This is a genomic window from Lelliottia jeotgali, assembly GCF_016771845.1.
GTDB classification, from domain to species: domain Bacteria; phylum Pseudomonadota; class Gammaproteobacteria; order Enterobacterales; family Enterobacteriaceae; genus Enterobacter; species Enterobacter jeotgali.
Window position 1 is genome coordinate 214,877 of record NZ_JAENMQ010000004.1, and the last position, 18,422, is coordinate 233,298.

At 56.0% G+C, this 18,422-nt stretch carries 16 protein-coding genes; 10 read left to right on the forward strand and 6 right to left on the reverse strand.

The window, feature by feature from the left end; all coding sequences use genetic code 11:
- Positions 1-96 precede the first annotated feature (96 nt).
- Both ybbP and ybbA read right to left on the reverse strand, forming a co-directional pair.
- The gene (gene ybbP / locus JBO43_RS11790) at positions 97-2,511 is read right to left on the reverse strand and encodes a putative ABC transporter permease subunit YbbP (protein WP_202674376.1); all 2,415 of its coding nucleotides are present in this window, start codon (positions 2,509-2,511) and stop codon (positions 97-99) included.
- Positions 2,508-3,194 (reverse strand): putative ABC transporter ATP-binding protein YbbA, encoded by a 687-nt coding sequence (ybbA, locus tag JBO43_RS11795; protein WP_095281063.1) that lies wholly within the window; start codon positions 3,192-3,194, stop codon positions 2,508-2,510. Before ybbA ends, ybbP begins: the two co-directional genes overlap by 4 nt.
- Between ybbA and tesA the strand changes: the two genes are divergently transcribed.
- The 3 genes from tesA to JBO43_RS11810 are packed head-to-tail and all read left to right on the forward strand — an operon-like array spanning position 3,162 to position 5,501.
- On the forward strand, positions 3,162-3,788 hold the full coding sequence (gene tesA / locus JBO43_RS11800) for a multifunctional acyl-CoA thioesterase I/protease I/lysophospholipase L1 (RefSeq protein WP_100780759.1): 627 nt from the start codon (positions 3,162-3,164) through the stop codon (positions 3,786-3,788). The two genes, ybbA and tesA, sit on opposite strands and share 33 nt — an antisense overlap.
- The gene (locus JBO43_RS11805) at positions 3,778-4,587 is read left to right on the forward strand and encodes an SDR family oxidoreductase (protein WP_095281061.1); all 810 of its coding nucleotides are present in this window, start codon (positions 3,778-3,780) and stop codon (positions 4,585-4,587) included. The genes tesA and JBO43_RS11805 overlap by 11 nt, the downstream gene beginning before the upstream one ends.
- Positions 4,588-4,646: 59 nt before the next feature.
- The gene (locus JBO43_RS11810) at positions 4,647-5,501 is read left to right on the forward strand and encodes a co-chaperone YbbN (protein WP_103946772.1); all 855 of its coding nucleotides are present in this window, start codon (positions 4,647-4,649) and stop codon (positions 5,499-5,501) included.
- A gap of 122 nt (positions 5,502-5,623) precedes the next feature.
- Here JBO43_RS11810 and fetB read toward each other — a convergent pair whose 3' ends face one another.
- On the reverse strand, positions 5,624-6,406 hold the full coding sequence (gene fetB / locus JBO43_RS11815; protein ID WP_202674377.1) for an iron efflux ABC transporter permease subunit FetB: 783 nt from the start codon (positions 6,404-6,406) through the stop codon (positions 5,624-5,626).
- Positions 6,393-7,070 (reverse strand): iron efflux ABC transporter ATP-binding subunit FetA, encoded by a 678-nt coding sequence (gene fetA, locus JBO43_RS11820; RefSeq protein ID WP_202674378.1) that lies wholly within the window; start codon positions 7,068-7,070, stop codon positions 6,393-6,395. Before fetA ends, fetB begins: the two co-directional genes overlap by 14 nt.
- A gap of 152 nt (positions 7,071-7,222) precedes the next feature.
- Between fetA and JBO43_RS11825 the strand changes: the two genes are divergently transcribed.
- Together JBO43_RS11825 and JBO43_RS11830 are read left to right on the forward strand one after the other, a co-directional pair.
- Positions 7,223-8,137, forward strand: a complete 915-nt coding sequence (locus JBO43_RS11825) for an SPFH domain-containing protein (RefSeq protein ID WP_095281058.1) — start codon at positions 7,223-7,225, stop codon at positions 8,135-8,137.
- On the forward strand, positions 8,134-8,586 hold the full coding sequence (locus tag JBO43_RS11830) for an NfeD family protein (protein ID WP_103949532.1): 453 nt from the start codon (positions 8,134-8,136) through the stop codon (positions 8,584-8,586). Before JBO43_RS11825 ends, JBO43_RS11830 begins: the two co-directional genes overlap by 4 nt.
- Here the strand turns inward: JBO43_RS11830 and cueR are convergent.
- Positions 8,583-8,993 carry a Cu(I)-responsive transcriptional regulator gene (cueR, locus tag JBO43_RS11835; RefSeq protein ID WP_095281056.1) on the reverse strand — a complete coding sequence of 137 codons (411 nt, stop codon included), beginning with the start codon at positions 8,991-8,993 and terminating at the stop codon, positions 8,583-8,585. The two genes, JBO43_RS11830 and cueR, sit on opposite strands and share 4 nt — an antisense overlap.
- A gap of 97 nt (positions 8,994-9,090) precedes the next feature.
- Between cueR and copA the strand changes: the two genes are divergently transcribed.
- The 3 genes from copA (at position 9,091) to ybaK (ending at position 13,218) form a co-directional block, all read left to right on the forward strand.
- A complete protein-coding gene (gene copA, locus JBO43_RS11840; protein WP_202674379.1) occupies positions 9,091-11,589 on the forward strand; it encodes a copper-exporting P-type ATPase CopA in 2,499 nt (832 codons plus the stop codon).
- 153 nt (positions 11,590-11,742) lie between these two features.
- Positions 11,743-12,537: a TraB/GumN family protein gene (locus JBO43_RS11845; RefSeq protein WP_103946776.1), complete on the forward strand. Its 795-nt coding sequence runs from the start codon at positions 11,743-11,745 to the stop codon at positions 12,535-12,537.
- Positions 12,538-12,738: 201 nt separating this feature from the next.
- Positions 12,739-13,218: a Cys-tRNA(Pro)/Cys-tRNA(Cys) deacylase YbaK gene (ybaK, locus tag JBO43_RS11850; protein ID WP_095281053.1), complete on the forward strand. Its 480-nt coding sequence runs from the start codon at positions 12,739-12,741 to the stop codon at positions 13,216-13,218.
- 91 nt (positions 13,219-13,309) lie between these two features.
- Here ybaK and ushA read toward each other — a convergent pair whose 3' ends face one another.
- Positions 13,310-14,962: a bifunctional UDP-sugar hydrolase/5'-nucleotidase UshA gene (gene ushA, locus JBO43_RS11855; protein ID WP_202674380.1), complete on the reverse strand. Its 1,653-nt coding sequence runs from the start codon at positions 14,960-14,962 to the stop codon at positions 13,310-13,312.
- 163 nt (positions 14,963-15,125) lie between these two features.
- Between ushA and JBO43_RS11860 the strand changes: the two genes are divergently transcribed.
- Both JBO43_RS11860 and ybaL read left to right on the forward strand, forming a co-directional pair.
- Positions 15,126-16,346, forward strand: a complete 1,221-nt coding sequence (locus tag JBO43_RS11860; RefSeq protein ID WP_103949535.1) for an MFS transporter — start codon at positions 15,126-15,128, stop codon at positions 16,344-16,346.
- Positions 16,347-16,578: 232 nt separating this feature from the next.
- Positions 16,579-18,255, forward strand: a complete 1,677-nt coding sequence (gene ybaL / locus JBO43_RS11865; protein WP_095281050.1) for a YbaL family putative K(+) efflux transporter — start codon at positions 16,579-16,581, stop codon at positions 18,253-18,255.
- Positions 18,256-18,422: the final 167 nt, after the last annotated feature.

Below are 18,422 nucleotides of genomic sequence, written 5' to 3' on the forward strand. Positions count from 1 at the left end.
GATTTGTGCTGCTAAAAGTGGAGGTATTATCGTTTTGTGCTACTAAAGGATTACGCACCAGTATATAAACCGGCGCGTAATCATCACGAGAGGGAATTAACTGGCAAACTGACGGAACAGCGCTTTACCTTTTAACAGGCGCGTCCCCAGCCAGCCGCCGCACAGGGAAAGCAGCACCGCACCCGACACCGGCAAGATCAGCCACAGCCGCCAGTCCGGTTCCCACGGGAAGTCGAACACCTTGGTCTGCAGTACGGCCAGCGCAGTTTCAGCGCCAATCGCCGCCACCAGACCGGAGACCAGGCCGAGCAGCGCAAACTCACACCACAACGTGGTGCGCAGCAGGGATTTACTCGCTCCGAGCGTGCGGTACACCACCAGCTCCTGATGGCGCTGACGCATGCCCACCTGCACCTGGGCCAGCAGCAACAGCACGCCGCAGGCAGTCACCAACACCACCATCACCTCCAGCGCACGGCTCACCTGCTCCAGCACCTGGCCGACCTGCTTCAGAATCGCGCCGATATCCAGCAGGCTTACCGTCGGGAATTCACGGTTCAGCTGCGTCAGCATGCCGTTGCCGTTCTCCCAGCGGAAGCTGGTCAGCCAGCTTTGAGGCTGCCCGTCGAGCGCGCCGGACGGGAAGATAAAGAAGAAGTTCGGGCGCAGGCTTTCCCAGTCCACTTTACGCAGGCTGGTCACTTTGGCGCTAAAATCCTGAGTGTCGCCGGTAAACGTTACCGTATCGCCCAAACCGACTTTCAGACGCGCCGCCAGCCCTTCTTCCATCGACACTTCGCCCGCTTTTGGCGGCCAGTTACCGGCGGTGATCGGGTTGTGGTCCGGGCGTTTATCCTGCCAGGTCAGATTCAGCTCGCGATTAAGCGATTCGTCCTGATTCCCTTCCGTCAACTTGCCGTTAATTTGTGTCAGGCGCGCACGAACGATCGGATAGAACGACTCAGGCACAATCTGATGTTCCGCGAGGAAGCCCTTCAGCGGCGTGACCTGTTCCGGCGCGATGTTAATCAGGAAATAGTTCGGGCTTTCCGGTGGAAGCTGCTGCTGCCAGCGGTCGAGCAGATCGCCTCGCAGCACCAGCAGCATCGCCAAAAGCATGAACGACAGCGAAAACGCCGACAGCTGGCTGAGCGTCGACCACGGCTGGCGCAGCAGGCGATTGATCGCCAGACGTACCGGTAGCGATTTTACCGTCAGCCCTTTCAGCAGGTTTAGCAACATCCATCCCAGCACGCCGCACAGCAGCGCCAGCACCACAGCACCGGCCAGCACGGCCCACAGCAGCATACTCCCGCCCATCAGCCAGGCGAGCAACATCACGACTACGACGACCACAACCGGGAGATAAAACTTCAGCGGCCAGACACTGGCGACCACGTCACGACGCAACACCCGCAGCGGCTGCGTCGCCAGCAGCAGACGATACGGACGCAGGCCCACCAGCAGAGAAATCACCACCATCGCGCCAATGGCCCAAAGCCACGGCCACAGGCTGGCGGGCGGCAGTTCAGCGGGCAGCACTGGCTTGAGCAATACCATCAGCACTTTTTCAAACAGTAAGCCAATCGCCCCGCCGGTGATGGCTGAGAGCATCAGCACCATCAGCCACTGGCCGACGATCAGCTTACGCAGCTGCGCCCGGCCCGCACCAAGGGTCTTGAGGATCGCCACCAGATCGTAGCGACTGCGGCAGTAGTGCCCCATCGCCACCGCCACGGCGGCGACAGCCAGCAGCATGGTCAGCAGCGCGGAGAGCAGTAAAAACTGCTGCGAACGCTCGAGAGATTTCCCCAACGCGCCGTCGTCCTGCTCCATGCCGATCCAGCGATGCTCGGGCTTGAGCTGCGGTTTCAGCCACTTTTCGTAGGCTTCAAGCTGCGCGGGCGTACCACCGAATTTGTAGCGCCAGGTGACGCGACTGCCAGGTTGCACGGCCCCGGTTTTTGCCACGTCCGCGGTGTTCATCAGCAGGCGCGGCGCCATCTGGAACGGGTTAAAGCCGGAGTCCGGCTCCTGCACCACTTCCCCGGCAATTTTCAGCGTCGCGTCACCGACGTCAATGCTGTCCCCGGTTTTCAGGTTCAGCAGGGCCATCAGGCGTGGAGCTAACAAAACAGAACCCGGCGTCGGTTTGAGGCCGGGCGGATTGGTTTGCAAATCGCCGTACATCGGATAGACGTCATCAACGGCTTTAACGCTCGCTAGCTGCGGCGTGTCGGCGGCGAAAGTCATGGTTTGAAAGCTAAGCTGCTGACCGACTTTCAGCCCCTGTTTACGCGCCTCGTCGATCCACGCCTGCGGCACATCGCGCGAACTGCTGAGCGTGCGGTCACCCGCCATAAACTCGCGGCTTTGCTGGCTTAAGCCTTTTTCCATGCGATCGCTGACGCTGCCGAGTGCCAGCACGCAGGCCACCGCCAGACTTAGCGCCAGCCAGACAATCAGCAACGAGGGCGAGCGCCATTCGCGCCAGAACCAGCGTGCAATCATGCTTCCTCCTGCAATTGCCCGTTGACCAAACGCAGTCGGCGGTCACAGCGGGCCGCCAGCTCAAGGTCGTGAGTGACCAGAATCAGCGTGGTGCCATGCTCGCGGTTGAGGGAAAAGAGCAAATCGGCAATTTTATCGCCCGTCTGCCGGTCCAGATTTCCGGTTGGCTCATCGGCAAACAGCACCTCCGGACTACCGTTGAACGCCCGCGCCAGCGCCACGCGCTGCTGTTCACCGCCGGAAAGCTGCGCCGGGAGATGGTCCAGACGCTTGCCCAGCCCAAGCTGCTCCAGCAGCGCTTTTGCACTGCTCCGGCTTTGGCTGGCGTTCTCACCGCGCAGCAGGCCTGGCAGCTCGACGTTCTCCAGCGCATTGAGTGTCGGGATGAGCATGAACGACTGAAACACAAAGCCGATATGTTTTGCCCGCAGCGCCGCGCGTGCCTCTTCATCGAGTGTGTGCAGCGGCTGGCCAACCAGATTCACCTCGCCGCTGCTGCCATCGTCCAGCCCGGCCAGGATCGCCAGCAGCGTGGACTTACCGGACCCGGATTCACCAATCAGCGCGATGGTTTCAGCGCGTTTGACAACGAGTTCAACTCCGGTGAGGATGGACAACTCGTGCTCACCCTGACCGACGGACTTCTTAAGATGATGAACTGCAACAATGTTTTCCGCTGGCATTTGCCCTTCCTGTTTCTGATTCTGATGACCTTTCGCGCCGCTGCGGCGGACACGTTACTGGTGCTGGGTGACAGCCTGAGTGCGGGCTACCGGATGGCGGCCACTGCCGCCTGGCCTGCGCTGCTCAACGATAAGTGGCAGACTCAAACGCCGGTGCTGAATGCCAGCATCAGCGGCGATACGTCCCAGCAGGGGCTTGCACGCCTGCCTGCTTTGCTCAAGCAACATCAGCCGCGCTGGGTACTGGTCGAACTGGGCGGTAACGACGGTTTACGCGGCTTCCAGCCGCAACAAACAGAAGAAACCTTACGCAAAATTATTACGGATATTCAGGCCGCCAACGCCCAGCCGCTTTTAATGCAAATTCGTCTGCCTGCGAACTACGGACGCCGTTATAATGAGGCCTTTAGCGCCATCTATCCCAAGCTTGCCAAAGAATTCGATATTCCGCTGCTGCCATTTTTCATGGAGGAGGTCTATCTGAAACCGCAATGGATGCAGGATGACGGTATTCACCCCAATCGCGACGCCCAGCCGTTTATTGCGGACTGGATGGCGACACGACTGGCACCTCTAGTTAAACATGACTCGTAATTCAGCGGAGATCCTGACAGGTAAAGTTATGCAAAAATCGGTCTTAATAACAGGATGTTCCAGCGGAATTGGCCTTGAGAGCGCACTCGAACTGAAGCGCCAGGGATTTTGGGTATTAGCCGCATGCCGAAAACCCGAAGATGTAGAACGCATGAACAGCAAAGGCTTTCAGGGCGTGTTGCTGGATCTGGACTCGCCGGAAAGCATTGAACGCGCCGCCGCCGAGGTGATCGCCCTGACCGACAATCGTCTGTTTGGGCTGTTTAATAACGCCGGTTTCGGTGTCTACGGCCCGCTACAAACCATTTCGCGCGAGCAGCTTGAGCAGCAGTTTTCGGCCAACTTTTTTGGCATCCACCAGCTCACGATGGCGCTGCTCCCGGCAATGCTCCCGCACGGCGAAGGCCGTATTGTGATGACCTCCTCGGTGATGGGATTGATCTCTACACCGGGTCGCGGGGCGTACGCCGCCAGCAAATATGCGCTCGAAGCCTGGTCCGACGCACTGCGCATGGAACTGCGCCACAGCGGGATTAAGGTTAGCCTGATTGAACCGGGACCGATTCGTACCCGTTTCACAGAAAACGTCAACCAGACCCAGTCCGACCATCCGGTCGAAAACCCCGGTATTGCCGCACGATTTACCCTCGGGCCAGAGGCGGTGGTCGCCAAAGTGCGCCATGCTTTTGAAAGCGAACGGCCAAAAATTCGCTACCCGGTCACCCTTGTGACCCATGCCGTGGGCTGGCTTAAGCGCCTGCTGCCGGGCCGCATGATGGATAAAATTTTACGCGGATGAGTTGAAGCCTGGCTCCTCATCCCCCATCTATTTGTCAAATTGATAAAAGAGAATGCCGTATGTCCGTACAGAATATTGTCAACATCACTGAAGCGAACCTGCACCAGACACTTGAAGTGTCGATGACCAAACCCGTGCTGTTCTATTTCTGGTCCGAACGTAGCCAGCACTGTCTGGAGCTGACGCCGGTACTGGAGAGCCTCGCGGCGCAGTACAATGGTCAGTTCCTGCTGGCAAAACTGGACTGCGACGCTGAGCAGATGGTGGCGTCCCAGTTTGGGCTGCGCGCGATCCCAACCGTGTATCTGTTCCAGAATGGTCAGCCGGTCGACGGATTCCAGGGCCCGCAGCCGGAAGAAGCGGTTCGCGCTCTGCTCGACAAAGTGCTGCCGCGCGAAGAAGAGCTGAAAGCACAGCAGGCGCTGGCGCTGATTCAGGAAGGCAAACACGACGAAGCGCTGCCGCTGCTGAAAGACGCGTGGCAACTGTCGAATCAGGACAGTCAGATTGGCCTGCTGCTGGCACAGACGCAGATCGAACTGCATCGTTCAGAAGACGCCGAAGCGGTACTGAAAACCATTCCGTTGCAGGATCAGGACACCCGTTACCAGGGGCTGGTCGCGCAAATTGAACTACTGAAACAGGCGGCGGACACTCCAGAAATCCAGCAGTTGCAGCAGCAGGTTGCAGAGAACCCGGACGATGCCGCGCTGGCCAGCCAACTGGCGTTACAGCTGCATCAGGTAGGACGCAACGAAGAGGCGCTGGAGTTGCTGTTTAGCCATCTGAAAAAAGATCTGGCGGCTGCCGATGGTCAGGCGCGGAAGATGTTCCAGGAGATCCTCGCAGCGCTCGGTACCGGCGATGCGCTGGCGTCTAAATATCGTCGCCAGCTTTACGCGTTGTTGTATTAATCCCACGCGCTGCCACCCGGCAAAACGCCCGGTGGCGCTACGCTTACCGGGCCTACGAAATTCGCAACATGCCGAATTGTAGGCCGGGAAAACGCAGTGCCGCCCGGCAAAACGCCCGCACCTCACCCCGTCTTTTTCAACTGCGTCACCACCAACTGGTGGCGCGAGTTGTAGAACTTCCGATAGGTTAAATAGCAGGCAATGATGGTCGACAGGCTGGCGGTCGAGAGCAGCATAAAGGTCACCATGATCTGATACTTAATCGCTTTTACCGGATCGATACCGGCAAAAATCAGCCCGGACATCATCCCCGGCAAACTCACCAGCCCGACCGTTTTCGCTGAATCGACCGTTGGGATCAGTGACGATCGAATACTTTCGCGAATTAACCGCACCGACGCCATTTTTGGCGTCGCGCCCAGGCTGAGCTTTTCCTGGATCTGCTGCTGCTCGCTACTAAACCGCTGTCCGAGATTGTTGTAACACAGCCCCACCGCCACCATCGCGTTCCCCGCGATCATCCCGGAAATGGGGATCACCTGCATTGGCGCAAATTCAATGGAGCCGGAAAGCACCAGCACCGCCAGCGTCAACGCCGTGCCGGTGGTGATGGCAATGAACGATGAGATAAACGCTTTGTCGATGTATTTACTGCGCTTTTGCGCATTCCACGCCGCGTTGAAGCAGATAAACAGCACCATCAGCAGCGTCAGCACCGCGTGGTTGACGTTGAAAATGTACTTCAGTACATAGCCGACGATAATCAGCTGAATCACCGCGCGGCAAATGCTCCACACGATGTCCTTTTCCAGACCGAGCTTTTCCCGGTGGCTGACCAGGATCGCCACCAGCACCAGCACCATCGAAAGGGCCAGCGATTCGTTGGTAATATTATGCTCGTTCACGATTTGCCTCCTGCATCTTCCCGCCGTGCGGCTGAAGGGTGATCACCTCGTCGGCATGGGCAATCTCACCGGCATCATGCGTCACCCATAGCACCGCGATATTTTCCTCTTTGGCATAGCGATGAATAATCTCATTCACATTGCGCTTGTTGCTCTCGTCAAGAGCGCTGGTGACTTCATCGAGTAGCAGCACTTTTGGCAGGAATTGCAGATTGCGAATCAGCGAGACGCGCTGTTTTTCACCGCCAGAAAGTTCGTTTACGGACTTAGTCAGGGTGTCCTCAGATAAGCCAAAACGCGCCAGATCGGCAATGAATTTTTCCGGTTCCGGTGCTTTATTGCGGATCTGCCAGGGAAAAATCAGATTGTCGTAAACCGTCTCGCCAAACAGCGCGGGCGTTTGTACACAGTAGGAAACCTGCTGACGATACTCCTCGGGCGCAAGCGCGGTGATATCGTTGTCTTCAAAGAAAATATGCCCTTCGGTCGGGCTGAGCAATGAGGCTATGATCTTCAGAAGCGTGCTCTTTCCACAGCCCGACGGCCCGGTAATAAGCCTGAATTCGCCAGGCCGCACGCTGAAATTTATCTGCTGTAAAATCGGGATTTCGCCCACGCGAAAACCAACGTTCCTGAGTTCCAGAAGCGCGCAATTATCCTTCATGTTATTTCCCATTTTTTCATTCTGCTTCGTATCAATATTGTAAACAGGTTAATGGATTAGAGGCGAACTTCCCTGCAATAGTCGATATACTTAAGTTCAACAAACGAGCGATTTTTTGCGACTACACGGAATACAAAACAGGAGGTTTTTTCATGTTGATCGTTATCCCTATTCTTATCTTCGTCGTGCTGGTGATCGTCGGCGCAGGCGTGAAGATCGTACCGCAGGGCTATCAGTGGACGGTCGAACGCTTTGGTCGCTATACCAATACCCTCCAGCCGGGTCTGAGCCTCATCGTTCCGTTTATGGACCGTATTGGTCGTAAAATCAACATGATGGAACAGGTACTGGATATTCCTTCTCAGGAGATTATTTCCCGAGACAACGCTAACGTCACCATTGATGCCGTCTGTTTTATTCAGGTGATCGACTCGCCAAAAGCGGCCTATGAAGTCAGTAATCTTGAGCTTGCCATCATCAACCTGACGATGACCAACATCCGTACCGTGCTCGGATCGATGGAGCTGGACGAAATGCTCTCCCAGCGCGACAACATCAATACCCGCCTGCTGCATATTGTTGATGAAGCCACCAATCCGTGGGGGATTAAAATCACCCGTATCGAAATCCGCGACGTGCGTCCACCGGCTGAGCTGATTTCATCGATGAACGCCCAGATGAAAGCCGAGCGAACCAAGCGCGCCTACATTCTCGAAGCCGAAGGGATCAGACAGGCCGAGATTCTGAAAGCTGAGGGCGAAAAGCAGTCTCAAATTCTGAAAGCCGAAGGTGAGCGCCAGTCGGCATTCTTACAGGCAGAAGCCCGTGAACGTTCCGCCGAGGCAGAAGCCCGCGCGACGCAGATGGTTTCTGAAGCTATCGCCGCAGGTGATATCCAGGCGATCAACTACTTTGTGGCGCAGAAATACACCGATGCGCTGCAGAAAATTGGCTCCGCCAATAACAGTAAAGTGGTGATGATGCCGCTGGAAGCCAGCAGCCTGATGGGTTCCATCGCCGGGATTGCAGAACTTATCAAGGACAGCGGAAACGAGCGCAAAAAATGATTGAGATGATCGCAGCACATCCCCATGTTTTCTGGCTCAGCCTTGGCGGGCTGCTGCTGGCGGCTGAGATGCTGGGCGGTAATGGCTATCTACTCTGGAGCGGCGTCGCAGCGGTGGTTACCGGGCTGTTGGTCTGGGTTGCGCCGTTCGGCTGGGAGTGGCAAGGCGCGCTCTTCGCCGTCCTGACGCTCGTCGCTGCATGGCTGTGGTATCGCTGGTTGTCACGTCAGGTTCGCAGGCAAAAACCTGCCGATGCCGCACTGAATCAGCGCGGCCAACAGCTAGTGGGTAAGCGTTATACACTGGATACCACGTTAATCAACGGTCGTGGGCATGTCCGCATCGGTGACAGCTCGTGGCCGGTAGTTGCCGATGATGACCTCGTCGCGGGGACACGCGTTGAAGTCATCGCCGTCGAAGGGATTACCCTGCGGGTCAAAGCCAGTTAAGCACTGGCTTTACGATGGCAGCAGCCGGAGAGATTATCGATAATTGGACACTCGGCGCTGTCATCCCCCGGACAGGATTCGGCAAGGGTAAGCAGCTGTTCACGCATCGCCTGAAGCTCAACAATGTGACGCTCGATTTCCGCCACCTTTTCCAGAGTGCGTTTTTTCACATCGGCGCTGTGCCGTTTAGGGTCGTTAAACAGATGCACCAGTTCGCCACACTCTTCGAGGTTAAACCCCACCTGACGAGCCTGTCGCAGTAGCGTGAGCTCATCCAGGTGCAGCTGCGTGTAGCTCCGATAGCCGTTTTCACTGCGCAGCGGTGCCGTAACCAGCCCCTTCTCTTCGTAAAATCGAATCGCTTTGCTGGTTAAACCGGTTTTTTTTGCCACATCACTGATATTCACATTCCCCCCTTGACCTTCCCCTTGATGGAAGGTTTAAGCTTCATCACACTGTCCCAAACAGAGTATGTTGGCTTAATAATCATACAGGAGTTTTGTTATGTCTCACACAATCAACCTGACACTGGATGGCCTCTCCTGCGGTCACTGTGTTAAACGTGTAAAAGAAAGTCTCGAACAACGTCCTGACGTTGAAACTGCTGAAGTGACCGTTGAAAACGCTGTCGTAACGGGCAGCGCCAGCGCCGAAGCGCTGATCGATACCGTTAAACAAGCCGGTTACGGGGCGGAGTTAAGCCACCCAAAGGCTAAACCGCTGACAGAGTCATCAATCCCGTCGGAAGCACTGACAGCGGCTACTCCTGAGCTTCCGGCAGCGCATGACATTGACGACAGCCAACAGCTGCTGATCAATGGCATGACCTGCGCCAGCTGCGTCTCTCGCGTACAAAATGCGTTGCAGGCCGTACCGGGCGTCTCACAGGCACGGGTCAATCTGGCGGAACGCACGGCGCTAATTATGGGCAATGCGTCCGCCGCTGAATTAGTACAGGCGGTGGAAAAAGCCGGCTACGGCGCGGAGGCCATCGAAGATGACGTAAAACGCCGTGAACGTCAGCAAGAAACCGCCATCGCCACCATGAAACGCTTCCGCTGGCAGGCGATTGTCGCCCTGCTGGTCGGTATTCCGGTGATGGTGTGGGGAATGCTCGGCGACAATATGATGGTCACCGAGGACAACCGAACGCTGTGGCTGGTGATTGGTCTGGTCACGCTCGGCGTAATGGTCTTCGCGGGCGGTCATTTCTATACCAGCGCCTGGAAAAGCCTGAAAAATAAAACCGCGACGATGGATACGCTGGTTGCTCTCGGTACCGGCGCCGCGTGGCTTTACTCAATGAGTGTCAACGTCTGGCCGCAGTGGTTCCCGATGGAAGCACGCCATCTCTATTACGAAGCGAGCGCAATGATTATTGGTCTGATTAACTTAGGCCATATGCTTGAAGCCCGCGCGCGCCAGCGTTCTTCTAAAGCGCTGGAACGACTGCTCGACCTCACGCCGCCGTCGGCCCGCGTGGTGACGGAGGACGGCGAAATCAGCCTGCCGCTGGCAGAAGTGCAGCCGGGCATGACGCTGCGCTTAACGACCGGCGATCGGGTTCCGGTCGACGGTGAAATCACCCAGGGTGAAGCCTGGCTGGATGAAGCGATGCTCACCGGTGAACCGGTGCCACAGCAAAAATCCGCCGGTGATGCAGTACACGCCGGGACGGTGGTGCAGGACGGGAGCGTGCTGTTCCGCGCCAGTGCGGTCGGCAGCCATACTACGCTGTCGCGCATCATTCGCATGGTACGTCAGGCACAGAGCAGCAAGCCGGAGATCGGCCAGCTTGCTGATAAAATTTCCGCCATTTTTGTGCCAGTGGTCGTGGCTATCGCGCTGTTCAGTGCCGCCATCTGGTATTTCTTCGGCCCTGCACCGCAGATCGTCTACACGCTGGTTATCGCCACCACCGTGCTAATTATCGCCTGCCCGTGTGCATTAGGCCTGGCAACGCCGATGTCGATCATCTCCGGCGTAGGCCGTGCGGCTGAGTTTGGGGTGCTGGTACGTGATGCCGATGCACTTCAGCGTGCCAGTACGCTCGATACGCTGGTGTTTGATAAAACCGGCACTCTCACCGAAGGCAAACCACAGGTCGTGGCGGTGAAAACGATTGCTGTATCTGAAGAGGATGGCCTGCGTCTCGCGGCGGCGCTCGAACAAGGTTCCAGCCATCCGCTGGCACGAGCCATTCTCGATAAAGCCGGAAACACCGCGTTGCCGCAGGTGAACAACTTCCGCACCCTGCGCGGTTTAGGCGTCAGTGGTGAGGTCGATAGCCATTCGTTGCTTCTCGGCAATAAAGCATTGCTCAATGAAAACGGCATTGATACCCGCGCGCTGGATGATGAACTCACTGCGCAGGCCTCGCAGGGCGCGACGCCAGTGCTGCTGGCGGTCGACGGTAAAGCGGCGGCCCTGTTCGCCATCCGCGATCCGCTGCGTGCCGACAGCGTGGCGGCCCTGAAACGTCTGCATCAGGCGGGCTATCGTCTGGTGATGCTAACCGGCGATAACCCAACAACCGCGAATGCGATTGCGAAAGAAGCAGGTATTGATGAGGTGATCGCAGGCGTGCTGCCTGATGGCAAAGCCGACGCGATTATCAAACTGCAAAGCCAGGGTCGACAGGTGGCGATGGTCGGTGATGGCATCAACGACGCACCCGCGCTGGCGCAGGCGGATGTCGGGATTGCGATGGGCGGCGGGAGCGATGTCGCGATTGAGACAGCGGCGATTACCCTGATGCGCCACAGTCTGATGGGCGTTGCCGATGCGCTGGCGATCTCCAAAGCCACGTTGCGCAATATGAAGCAAAATCTGCTCGGGGCGTTTGTCTATAACTCATTGGGTATTCCGATTGCTGCCGGGATCCTGTGGCCGTTGACCGGCACCTTGCTTAACCCGGTGGTCGCGGGAGCAGCGATGGCGCTCTCTTCCATCACCGTGGTGAGTAACGCCAACCGTCTGTTGCGCTTTAAACCGAAAGAGTAATCTGACCTTGTAGGCCGGGTAAGGCGAAGCCGCCACCCGGCATTTTTTGCCTGATGGCGCTGCGCTTATCAGGCCTACGGGTTGACAAGGTTGCCACGGTTGCGTCATCTGTCACCACGCGCTAGCATGAACTTTTCCGTTTATGGAGCGCGTATGAGTCTGTTTAGTCGTATAAAAACCACCTTCCGCGCTTTGTTTCCCCGCCGCTATCCCTGGCCGGGGCTGGATATTTCTCTCCCAGGCGGTCAGCATTTGCACCTCGTCGGCAGTATTCATATGGGCACGCGCGATATGTCACCGCTGCCGCCCGCGCTGGTACAGCTATTGCGCAAAGCCGATGCGCTGGTCGTCGAAGCCGATATTTCCGGCAGCGAATCCCCTTTCGCAAATCTCGATATTCCCCCTCCGCTGAGCGAGCGTCTTAACGAGTCGCAGCTTGCAGAGCTTGAACGCGTCGCCAATGAATTGGGGCTCTCCCTTTCAATGCTCGAAACCCAGCCATTATGGCAAATCGCGATGGTGCTGCAGGCCACGCAGGCTCAACGTCTGGGGTTACGCGGTGAGTTTGGTATCGACTACCAGTTGCTGAACGCTGCTCGCGCGCGCCATCTTGCCATTATCGAACTGGAAGGCGCCGACAGCCAGGTTGCGCTGTTACGTCAGCTTCCTGAAGATGGTCTGCTGCTGCTGGATGACACGCTCACCCACTGGCATACCAACGCGCGTCTTTTGCAGATGATGATCGGCTGGTGGCTCAAGTCGCCGCCCGATGACGGCAAGCTGGAGCTGCCCTCGACCTTTAGTGAATCGCTGTATGATGTGCTGATGCATGAACGCAATCAGGCATGGCGAGAAACGTTACATGCCTTGCCCGCTGGCCGTTACGTAGTCGCCGTTGGCGCGCTGCATTTATACGGGGAAGGGAATTTGCCGTCGCTGTTAAAATAAAAAAAATGGCCAATATTTCTATTGGCCCGTCAAAGAGGAATTTCATCGTTATTATTATGCCGAAGGAGACCTTCGGTCAGAGCCGATTGTCGCTCAAAGTAACCATCACTGCCAATACTATTGCGCAAGATGGTGCTATTTTTTAGACAGCAGTCAGGCGTATGCTTTGCGTGTAAATTGTCTGTGGTAAGAAGGATCATTATGACTCCCGCCGTTAAATTACTCGAAAAAAACAACATTTCTTTCCGGATACACACCTACGATCACGATCCCAGTGAAACCAATTTTGGCGACGAAGTGGTCCGTAAGCTGGGCCTGAATGCCGATCAGGTTTATAAAACGCTGTTGGTCGCTGTGAACGGTGATATGAAGCATCTGGCCGTGGCCGTGACGCCCGTCGCCGGTCAACTGGATTTGAAGAAAGTCGCCAAAGCGCTGGGCGCGAAAAAGGTCGATATGGCGGACCCGATGGTTGCGCAACGCACGACCGGCTATCTGGTGGGTGGGATTAGCCCTCTCGGACAGAAAAAACGCCTGCCAACGCTGATTGATGCGCCGTCGCAGACCTTTGACACCATCTACATTTCCGGCGGTAAGCGCGGGCTGGACATTGAGCTGGCGGCGGACGATCTGGCGAAGATGCTGGATGCGAAATTTGCGGATATCGCGCGTCGGGATTAAAAGAATTGCCCGGTGGCGCTACGCTTACCGGGCCTACAAAACCGGAATGTAGGCCGGGTAAGGCGAAACCGCCACCCGGCACAACCCCCCGTTACTGCCAGCTCACCTCACCTTTCGGCTCGTAGGCATTCACGTCCAGCGGTGAATTCTGCTGAATAAACTGCTTCAACACTTCGGCGTCGATAAATCCGGTATTCACGTAGCCCGGTTTGTTATCGATGTGCGGATAGCCATCGCCGCCCGTGGCGTTAAAGCTCAGCGTTGCCATGCGGTAAGTTTTAGCAGGATCGACCGGTTCGCCTTTGATTTTCAGATCGTTGAGCTTACCGTCTTTCGCCACAAAACTGACGTTGGCAAACTGCGGATAGGCGCCGGAGTCCGGTTTCATTTGCGCAACGGCGGTCAGATAGTCGACCACCTCTTTGCCGCTCATGTCTGCGTACACCACGATGTTGCCAAACGGCTGGACCTTCAGCACATCTTTGTAGGTAATATCCCCGCCTTCGATGGAATCTCGCACACCACCGCCGCTCATCACCGCAAAGTCCGCACCAGTACGGGCCATTTGCGCCGCCAACAGCAGGCGTCCCATGTTGGTCTGCACGAAACGTACTTTACTGCGTTCGCCCTCAAGGCGACCATTCACGGTACCGATTTTCACATCGAGCTGCGCTTTGCCTTTGTTCTGGAACGGCGTCAGGAGCGACAGCATCTGGGCGTTTTCGGCGATTTCAGGGGTGTAAAGTACGCGCTCACTTTTACCGTCGTCGTAAGTGACTTTCTTCTTCAGATTCACCGGGATCAGCTGATAACGCACCATTTTCATTTCGCCGTTGCGGAATTCAAAGTCTGCGCGACCGACGTATTTGCCCCACTCATGAGCCTGAACAATCCAGATCCCGTTCTGACGATCGGGCGCACAAGGCGTGCCCGGCACGTAATCGACCTGCTTTTTGTTCTCGGATGCCATGCAAACCGGATTTTGTGAGTGACCACCCACAATCATTGCCAGAGAGCCTGCCGGCAGGCTGCGGGCCATTTCGACATCGCCCGGCGCATTCGAACCGTGCTCGCCGTTATCATAATGCCCCATATGGGTCGTCGCGATAATCACGTCCGGCTTTTCGTTTTGATTCAGCTCCTGAATGACCAGTTTCGCTTCGTCAGCCGGTTTGCGGAATTCGATGTCCGTGAAATATTCCGGATTACCGATTTTCGCCGTGTCGTCAGTGGTTAAACCGATGACCGCGATTTTCAGATCGTTGCGTTTGAATAACGCCCAGGGTTTAAACAGGCGCTCGCCGGTGCTTTTCTGATAAATATTGGCGGAGAGGAACGGGAATTTGGACCATTTTTCCTGCTGGCGCAAAACGGTTAACGGGTTGTCGAACTCATGGTTACCAACCGCCATCGCGTCATAGCCGATTAAATTCATCCCGCGGAAATCCGGCTCGGCGTCCTGTAAATCAGACTCTGGTACGCCGGTATTGATGTCGCCGCCCGACAGCAACAGTACGCTGCCGCCCTCTGCCGCAACCTCTTTACGGATACCGTCCACCAGCGTTTTTTGCGCTGCCAGGCCGTACTCACCGTACTCACTGCGCCAGAAATGACCGTGGTGATCGTTGGTATGCAGAATCGTTATTTTGTAGGTTTTATCTTTTTCGTATGCTTGCACAGGCTGGCTTGCCAGCGCCCATGTGGCTATCAGCGCCAACGCGACGCCTCGCTTCATTAACTTCATATTCTCGCTCCCTGACCAAAAGACAAACGCAAAAATTACAATGAGTAAGAAGAATAGACAAATATGTTTTCAGAATTGCGACTTTCTTCAAATCTCGCGGAAAGGTATGTTAGCGAGATAATAATGACTCCCTGCACTTCTAATAACAAAACACGTGGTATTTATGGCAATCAGTGAAACGACTCCGCCCGCTACGGGCACCCCGGCGTCACCGCCAAAATCGCGCACCTCATTTGGTATTTTGGGCGCAATCAGTCTGTCGCATCTGCTAAACGATATGATTCAGTCGCTGATTCTGGCGATCTATCCGCTGCTGCAGTCAGAATTTTCATTAACCTTTGTACAGATCGGGATGATCACCCTGACCTTCCAGATGGCGTCATCCCTGCTCCAGCCGGTGGTTGGCTACTGGACGGATAAGTATCCGATGCCGTGGTCGCTGCCGATCGGCATGTGCTTTACCCTGAGCGGGCTGGTGCTGTTGGCGCTGGCGGGAAGCTTCGAGATGGTACTCATCGCTGCTGCGCTGGTGGGAACCGGTTCGTCGGTGTTCCACCCTGAATCGTCACGCGTGGCACGTATGGCTTCCGGCGGACGTCACGGTCTGGCGCAGTCGCTGTTCCAGGTTGGCGGTAACTTTGGTAGCTCCCTCGGCCCATTACTGGCTGCCGTCATCATTGCGCCATACGGAAAAGGTAACGTTGCCTGGTTTGTTCTCGCCGCACTGCTGGCGATTGTGGTGCTGATTCAGATCAGCCGCTGGTATGCGGCGCAGCATCGTGTAAACAAGGGCAAACCTAAAGCTGCGATTATCAATCCGCTGCCGCGCGATAAGGTGATTCTGGCCGTGGGCATCCTGTTAGTGCTGATTTTCTCGAAATACTTCTATATGGCGAGCATCAGCAGCTATTACACCTTTTATCTGATGGAAAAATTCGGATTATCGGTACAAAACGCCCAATTCCACCTGTTTGCCTTTCTGTTTGCGGTCGCAGCAGGAACGGTTATTGGCGGGCCTGTGGGTGATAAAATTGGGCGTAAATATGTGATTTGGGGCTCTATCCTCGGCGTTGCGCCATTTACCCTTGTTTTACCCTACGCAAGCCTTGAATGGACGGGGATTTTAACCGTGATCATTGGTTTTATTCTCGCATCCGCGTTTTCAGCCATTCTGGTGTATGCCCAGGAGCTGATGCCGGGCCGTATCGGTATGGTTTCCGGGCTGTTTTTCGGCTTTGCTTTTGGGATGGGTGGCCTTGGAGCAGCCGTGCTGGGGCTGGTTGCAGACCATACCAGTATCTTCCTGGTCTATAAAATCTGTGCTTTCCTGCCACTTCTGGGGATATTGACTATATTCCTGCCTGATTACCGGCATAAGGCGTAGTTTCTCTGCGGTCAAAGTAAACTTTGACCGCAATTCCCACCTACTGCCATAAGGCTTCCCTCTTCTTCCTCGCGGTAATTTGTCTTAATCTGCTTTTTTTAACGCTTATTGCTGTTTTCATCAAATTTCAACAATTATTCATGAACATAATGGCCGAAATTGTCATAAACTATTAATCGGCTTTTTGGTTTTTACGCCAAAAATGGAACACCTCACGACGAAAGGAGACGGAATGCATCACGCCACACCGCTTATCACCACCATTGTAGGTGGCCTTGTACTCGCTTTTATCCTTGGCATGATCGCCAACAAGTTACGTATTTCTCCTCTCGTGGGCTATTTATTAGCGGGTGTGCTGGCGGGTCCATTTACGCCAGGTTTTGTTGCGGATACCAAACTGGCTCCTGAACTGGCGGAATTAGGCGTGATTCTGCTGATGTTCGGCGTCGGCCTGCATTTCTCTCTGAAGGACCTGATGGCGGTAAAGCATATCGCCATACCCGGCGCGATCGCCCAGATAGGCGTGGCGACGTTGCTGGGGATGGCGCTTTCCGCTTTGCTTGGCTGGTCACTAATGACCGGTATTGTATTTGGGCTGTGTCTCTCAACCGCCAGTACCGTGGTGCTGCTGCGCGCGCTTGAAGAGAGGCAGCTAATAGACAGCCAGCGTGGGCAAATCGCCATCGGCTGGCTGATTGTTGAAGATCTGGTGATGGTCCTGACGCTGGTCTTGCTGCCTGCCGTCGCCGGGATGGTGGAAAAAGACAACGTCGGCTTTGCCTCGCTGGCGCTGGATATGAGTATCACCATCGGCAAAGTGATCGCCTTTATCGCCATTATGATGGTGGTGGGCCGCCGCCTGGTGCCGTGGATCCTCTCTCGTAGCGCAGCCACCGGCTCTCGTGAACTGTTTACCCTGTCGGTGCTGGCCCTTGCGCTCGGTATCGCTTTCGGCGCTGTGGAATTGTTTGACGTCTCCTTTGCGTTGGGCGCGTTCTTCGCCGGTATGGTGCTGAACGAATCTGAGCTGAGCCACCGCGCGGCGCACGATACGCTGCCGCTGCGTGATGCCTTTGCAGTGCTGTTCTTCGTCTCCGTCGGTATGTTGTTTGACCCGTTAATCCTGATTGAGCAGCCGCTGGCCGTGCTCGGGACGCTGGCGATTATTATCTTCGGTAAATCCGTGGTGGCATTCGGTCTGGTGCGCTTGTTTGGTCACTCGCCGCGCACGGCGTTGACTATCGCCGCGAGCCTCGCGCAGATTGGTGAATTTGCCTTTATCCTCGCAAGCCTGGGCATGGCGCTGAACCTGCTGCCACAGGCCGGGCAAAATCTGGTGCTGGCGGGAGCGATTCTCTCCATTATGCTCAACCCGGTGCTGTTTGCCTTGCTTGAGAAATACCTCGATAAAACCGAGACGCTGGAAGAGCAGACCCTGGAAGAAGCTATCGAAGAAGAGAAGCAGATCCCGGTCGATATCTGCAACCACGCGCTGCTGGTCGGCTTTGGCCGCGTCGGTAGCTTGCTCGGCGAGAAGTTAATGGCGCAGGGCATTCCGCTGGTGGTTATCGAAACGTCGCGTACCCGCGTGGATGAACTGCGCGCGCGCGGGATCCGTGCGGTGCTGGGCAATGCGGCGAACGAAGAGATCATGAATCTGGCGCATCTGGACTGCGCGCGCTGGCTACTGCTGACCATTCCGAACGGATATGAGGCGGGTGAAATCGTGACCACGGCGCGTGAGAAGTGCCCGAGCATCGAGATTATTGCTCGTGCGCATTACGACGATGAAGTGGAATACATTACCGAACGCGGTGCGAATCAGGTGGTGATGGGCGAGCGTGAGATTGCGAATACGATGATTACGCTGATTGAAAAGCCGCCAATTGAAGAGGCGGTGACGGGTTAATTTTCTGCGGGCTGATGCCCTCACCCCGGCCCTCTCCCGCTGTACGGTCCGGGGACATGGTAGACAGGTGTTCGGGGACATGGTGAACACTATTTAACATCCTTTACCCATGGTGATCGACTTTTTCTTCAGGTCGATCACCCCCACTTTCGTGCTGTACCACCACA

What these genes read in the sequence shown, in the direction of transcription:
- ybbP (WP_202674376.1), bottom strand. Translation starts at nt 2,511, where the DNA reads ATGATTGCACGCTGGTTCTGGCGCGAATGGCGCTCGCCCTCGTTGCTG.
- tesA (WP_100780759.1), top strand. Translation starts at nt 3,162, where the DNA reads ATGATGAACTGCAACAATGTTTTCCGCTGGCATTTGCCCTTCCTGTTT.
- ybbA (WP_095281063.1), bottom strand. Translation starts at nt 3,194, where the DNA reads ATGCCAGCGGAAAACATTGTTGCAGTTCATCATCTTAAGAAGTCCGTC.
- JBO43_RS11805 (WP_095281061.1), top strand. Translation starts at nt 3,778, where the DNA reads ATGACTCGTAATTCAGCGGAGATCCTGACAGGTAAAGTTATGCAAAAA.
- JBO43_RS11810 (WP_103946772.1), top strand. Translation starts at nt 4,647, where the DNA reads ATGTCCGTACAGAATATTGTCAACATCACTGAAGCGAACCTGCACCAG.
- fetA (WP_202674378.1), bottom strand. Translation starts at nt 7,070, where the DNA reads ATGAAGGATAATTGCGCGCTTCTGGAACTCAGGAACGTTGGTTTTCGC.
- JBO43_RS11825 (WP_095281058.1), top strand. Translation starts at nt 7,223, where the DNA reads ATGTTGATCGTTATCCCTATTCTTATCTTCGTCGTGCTGGTGATCGTC.
- JBO43_RS11830 (WP_103949532.1), top strand. Translation starts at nt 8,134, where the DNA reads ATGATTGAGATGATCGCAGCACATCCCCATGTTTTCTGGCTCAGCCTT.
- copA (WP_202674379.1), top strand. Translation starts at nt 9,091, where the DNA reads ATGTCTCACACAATCAACCTGACACTGGATGGCCTCTCCTGCGGTCAC.
- JBO43_RS11845 (WP_103946776.1), top strand. Translation starts at nt 11,743, where the DNA reads ATGAGTCTGTTTAGTCGTATAAAAACCACCTTCCGCGCTTTGTTTCCC.
- ybaK (WP_095281053.1), top strand. Translation starts at nt 12,739, where the DNA reads ATGACTCCCGCCGTTAAATTACTCGAAAAAAACAACATTTCTTTCCGG.
- ushA (WP_202674380.1), bottom strand. Translation starts at nt 14,962, where the DNA reads ATGAAGTTAATGAAGCGAGGCGTCGCGTTGGCGCTGATAGCCACATGG.
- JBO43_RS11860 (WP_103949535.1), top strand. Translation starts at nt 15,126, where the DNA reads ATGGCAATCAGTGAAACGACTCCGCCCGCTACGGGCACCCCGGCGTCA.
- ybaL (WP_095281050.1), top strand. Translation starts at nt 16,579, where the DNA reads ATGCATCACGCCACACCGCTTATCACCACCATTGTAGGTGGCCTTGTA.